This is a genomic window from Lapillicoccus sp. (assembly GCF_025353065.1).
Taxonomy (GTDB): Bacteria; Actinomycetota; Actinomycetes; order Actinomycetales; family Dermatophilaceae; genus Lapillicoccus.
Genome location: NZ_JANXRJ010000104.1, coordinates 1 through 4,854 on the forward strand (window position 1 = coordinate 1; position 4,854 = coordinate 4,854).

The 4,854-nt window shown below is 70.5% G+C and carries 5 protein-coding genes; all 5 read right to left on the reverse strand.

The window, feature by feature from the left end; translation table 11 throughout:
- The coding region (locus tag Q0R63_RS08755) for a C39 family peptidase (RefSeq protein WP_295696416.1) at positions 1–817 on the reverse strand (817 nt) is incomplete at its 3' end.
- Positions 814–1,272: a hypothetical protein gene (locus tag Q0R63_RS08760; RefSeq protein WP_295696418.1), complete on the reverse strand. Its 459-nt coding sequence runs from the start codon at positions 1,270–1,272 to the stop codon at positions 814–816. The genes Q0R63_RS08755 and Q0R63_RS08760, both read right to left, overlap by 4 nt.
- A 213-nt stretch (positions 1,273–1,485) precedes the next feature.
- Complete coding sequence (locus tag Q0R63_RS08765) at positions 1,486–2,739, reverse strand: MFS transporter (protein WP_295696420.1); 1,254 nt, start codon at positions 2,737–2,739, stop codon at positions 1,486–1,488.
- Positions 2,736–3,296 carry a helix-turn-helix domain-containing protein gene (locus Q0R63_RS08770; protein WP_295696422.1) on the reverse strand — a complete coding sequence of 187 codons (561 nt, stop codon included), beginning with the start codon at positions 3,294–3,296 and terminating at the stop codon, positions 2,736–2,738. The genes Q0R63_RS08765 and Q0R63_RS08770 overlap by 4 nt, the downstream gene beginning before the upstream one ends.
- Before the next feature lie 100 nt (positions 3,297–3,396).
- Positions 3,397–4,854 (reverse strand): aconitate hydratase AcnA (acnA, locus tag Q0R63_RS08775; RefSeq protein ID WP_295696424.1); only part of this gene is annotated, 1,458 nt, incomplete at its 5' end.

A 4,854-nucleotide genomic window follows, 5' to 3' on the forward strand; every position in this document is an offset into this window, starting at 1 on the left:
ACCCGACCACGACCATGAGGTGCCCGTTGGTGCCGTAGCCGGCGCCATCGAGGTCACCCTTCTTGAACGACACGGAGATGATCACGGGGATCCCCACCCGGACGAGCTCCTCCAGCTCGGTGAAGCTGCGCAGCCGGGTGACGAAGGCCTCGAGGCCGTAGCGACCGGCATACGCCGTGTTGAAGGGCCAGTTGCCGCAGCCGTCGTAGGTGTAGTCGAAGACGTTGCGGGCCGAGAAGTCGACCTCACCGTCGACGGGTGGCTGCACCCACGCGAGGTCGGCGGCGCTCGGCCCGACCCCCCAGTACTTGAGCACCATGGCCGACGAGGTCGCCGAGCACCAGGCCTCTCCCCCGTTGTCCCACTGCGGGTAGTGCCCGACGTGCACCTCCTGCGAGAAGGACGGCACATTGATGACGCGGCCGGCCGCCCGGCCGACGGGGCTCACGGGAACAGTCGTCATGTCGGGCAGGCCCGAAGCGACCGCGCCGAGCATCCGGACGATCGGAGACTGCCGGGTGCCCGCCGGTCGCAGCAGGTTGATCCGGAGCTGGAAGTCCTGGAGCGTGTGGGGGGCGAAGGCGTGGAAGGTGTCGGTATAGACCGTGGCGACGTCGGTGCCCTGGTTGTCGACGGAGGTGCGGTGGATGGCGCCGCCGTCGGCCGGGTCCTTCGCGCACCAGCGCCCGAGGACGAACCACCCCGTGCGGGTCCCGGTCTCGTCCCGGCCGCGCATCAGGATCTCCACCCAGGTCTGCTCCGGGGTCTCGACGTCCCACGAGGCGATGAGCTCGGTCAGCCCGAAGGCCGTGGTCACGGTCGGGGAGGTCCAGGTAGCCTGGTCGTAGGCGACGGCGGCCCCCCGATCGCGAAGGTGTCCGTGTAGCTGCGAGGGACGGGGTGCTGCCCGATCCGGATGCCGTCCGGCTGCCAGCGGATCGCCTCGCGGGTGCCGCGGCGAAGATCCGTCCCGGTGTAGCGGGTGAAGGTGACGTGCTGGTCTCCGGCCGTCCGCGGGACCGCCGGAGCCGTCCCGTCGGCGGTCGAGGAGAGGCTCGGCGCCGGGTCCCTGGTGGCCGCTCGGGCGGCCGGCGCGCCGAGGAAGAGGCCGACCGATGCGGCGGCGCCCACCCCGAGGGCCGACCGTCGGGACACCCTGTGTCGACCGGCCGGGCCGGCGGCCGGGGTCGGACTGTCCGACGCGAGCCCCGAGACCTCGGCGGCGAACGGGACGAGCGGGACGTCAGGGTGGTGGCGGGACGCACTGGCCATCGGGGGCACCTCTTCGGGTCGACACGGACGACTGTCAATGATGTGCGGAGCAACAGCATCGAGCGTAAACCCCTCACGCCGTCACGGCATCCGGGACTGTCGACCGGCACGAGTCCGGTATGCCGCGCCAGTGGCAGGACAGAACGGGCACCTGCCGGTTGACGCACCCTGAGCCAGACCCTGAGCCAGACCGGTGAGCCAGACCCCTGAGCCTCAGCCGCGGACCGGCTCGAGCTCGTCGATCGTGCGCGTCGTGATGATCGGCGACCGGAGCAGCCACAGGAACGAGAGGCTGCCCCCGATCGCGGCGGTGACCATCGTGGGGCCGATGCCGATGAGCTGTCCGGCGACTCCCCCGACGATCGCCCCGAGCGGACGGATCCCGTAGTTGACGGTGGAGAACGCTCCGGCGACCCGACTCCGCATGTCGTCCGGGGTCACCGCGGTCTGGAGGGCGTTGAGGTTGACGTCGAAGAGCATCACGCCGAAGGCGCTGACGAACTCGACCGCCGCGAGCACCGCCGCCCGGCTCCAGACGGTCCCGCCCGCGAGCGGGATGAACGCCATCGGGCCGGCGAAGAGGATGGCGCCCGCGGCGATCACCCGGCCGACACCGAACACCCTGGCGGCAGACGAGGCCAGCACCGCGCCGAGAAGACCGCCCGTCGCGCCGATCCCGAAGGCGAGCCCGATCACCCCGGCGGACAGTCCGAGCGACCGGCTGGCGAAGAGGATGAGCAGGGCCGAGACGACGAAGCCGAAGAAGTTGATCGTCGTGGCGCAGGCGAGCGACGCCCGCAGGTAGGGGTGGTGGACGAGGAACCGCATCCCCTCACGGGCCCGGCGGAGCAGCCTGTCGCCCGACTCGTCGCGGACGACGGCGGTCTCATAAACCTCCACCCGGCTGATGAGCAGCGCGGAGACGAGGAAGGAGACCCCGTCGACGAGCATCGCGACGGGTGCGGTGAGCAGCTGGACGAGCCCGCCGCCGAGCGCCGGGCCGACGATGAAGGAGGCCGAACGCGTGCCGCTGAGGAGCGAGTTGGCCTCGAGGTACTGCTCGCGGCGGACGAGGGAGACGAAGAAGGTCGGGTAGGCCGTCTGGTAGAGCACCCCGCCCGCCCCGGCCACCAGCGCCACGGCGAAGAGCTGGCCGATGGTGATGACGTGGAAGGCGTGGGCCACGGGAAGGCTGAGGACGGCCACCGCCTGGAGGAGGTCGGCGCCGATGAGCAGGCTCCGCTTGCGGTCACGGTGGTCGACCCAGGCCCCGACGATCAGCGAGAGCAGGTTGGGCGCCCAGACCGCGGCGGTGAGGAGCCCCACGACGGGGGCGCTCGCGTGGAGCATCGTCACTGCGATCAGGGGCAGGGCGAGCTCCGAGACCCGGTCGCCGAGCTGCGAGACGGCCTGCCCGGCCCAGTAGGTCGAGAACCGGCGCTCCCTCCACAGCGGGCAGTCGCTCACGGCGTCGCCTCCGGCATCGTGTGTCGCAGGATGCGGACCCCGCGGGCGCCGGGGACAGGAACCTGCGTGTCCTTGCGCAGGACATAGGGAGCGAGCAGCTGCTCGATCGCCGCCTCGAGGTCGGCCAGCTCGTCGGCCGTGACGAGGACCCGCGTGTTCGACCGACCGGCCGCCTCCTGCCACTCCTGTTCGAGGGTCGGCTCGACCTCGGCGCGCCAGCGGGCGACGACGTCGCCCTCGACCTCCTTCATCACCTGGGTCAACGCCCGGGCCGCCTCACCTCCACCGGTGAACCGGAACCCGCGGCCCGCCGCCTCCCACCATCGCTCGCGGCCGGAGCCGCCGGCCTGCTCCGCGTCCCGGACGAGGCCGTGCTTCGCCAGGTGCCGCAGGTGCCAGCTCGTCACCGACGGGGTGGCCCCGACCTCGGGCGCGAGCATCGTCGCGGTCGCCGCGCCACGGCGCTGCAGCCGGGTGAGGATGGCGAGCCGCACCGGATGGGCGAGCACCCGCATACCGACCGCGTCGAGCTCGATGTCGTCGTACAGGTTGCCCACCGGTCGCTCCTGCCGTGAGAGTGTTCTATCGAGAGAACACTCTCACATTGAGCGAGGACGGTCCAGCGCCGACAGGGGCACCGACAGACCCCGGCGTGGGTCAGGCGGTGACGAGCGAGCGCAGGACGTACTGGAGGATGCCGTCGTTGCGGTAGTAGTCGGCCTCGCCGGGGGTGTCGATGCGCAGGACCGCGTCGAACTCGACCGTCGCTCCGCCCTCCTTCGTGGCGACGACCTTGACCGTCTTGGGGGTCCTGCCCTCGTTGAGGGCCGTGATCCCGGTGATGGCGAACGTCTCGGTGCCGTCGAGGCCGAGCGAGTCGGCGTTCTGGCCCGCGGGGTACTGCAGCGGCAGGACGCCCATCCCGATGAGGTTGGAGCGGTGGATCCGCTCGTAGCTCTCGGCGATGACGGCCTTGACCCCGAGCAGCCGCGTGCCCTTGGCCGCCCAGTCGCGCGACGAGCCGGAGCCGTACTCCGTGCCGGAGAGGATCACCAGCGGTACGCCCGCCGCCTGGTATGCCGCGGACGCGTCATAGATCGTCGTCTGCTCACCACCCTGGAGCCAGTTGCGGGTGAAGCCGCCCTCCACCCCGTCGAGGAGCAGGTTGCGGAGCCGGATGTTGGCGAACGTGCCGCGGATCATCACCTCGTGGTTGCCGCGGCGCGAGCCGTAGGAGTTGAAGTCCTTGCGGTCGACGCCGTGCTCGCCGAGGTACTTTCCCGCCGGGCTGTCGGCCTTGATCGACCCCGCCGGGCTGATGTGGTCGGTGGTGACCGAGTCGCCGAGCTTGGCCAGCACCCGCGCCCCGGCGATATCGGCGACCGGGGTCGTCTCCATCGTCATGCCGTCGAAGTAGGGGGGCTTGCGGACGTAGGTCGAGTCCGCCTCCCAGGCGAAGGTCGAGCCCTCGGGCGTCGGCAGCGACTGCCAGCGTTCGTCGCCGGCGAAGACGTCGGCGTAGTCCTTGGTGAACATCTCCTGGTTGATCGAGGTGGAGATGGTGGCCTCGACATCGGTCGGTGACGGCCAGATGTCGACGAGGAACACGTCCGTGCCGTCGGTGTCCTGCCCGAGCGGCTGGGTGGCGAAGTCGAAGTCCATCGTCCCGGCCAACGCATACGCGATGACGAGTGGCGGCGAGGCGAGGTAGTTCATCTTGACGTCGGGGTTGATCCGGCCCTCGAAGTTGCGGTTGCCGGACAGCACGGAGACGACGGCGAGGTCGTGCTCCTGGACGGCGGCTGAGATCGCCTCGTTGAGCGGGCCGGAGTTGCCGATGCAGGTCGTGCAGCCGTAGCCGACGAGGTAGAACCCGAGCTTCTCGAGGTAGGGCCACATGCCCGCCTTCTCGTAGTAGTCGGAGACGACCTTGGACCCCGGAGCCATCGAGGTCTTGACCCACGGGGCCACGGTGAGCCCCCGCTCGACGGCGTTCTTGGCGAGCATCGCGGCCGCCATCATCACCGACGGGTTGGAGGTGTTGGTGCAGCTCGTGATCGAGGCGATCGACACGATGCCGTGGTCGATCTCGAACGTCGCACCCTCGGCGGTGGT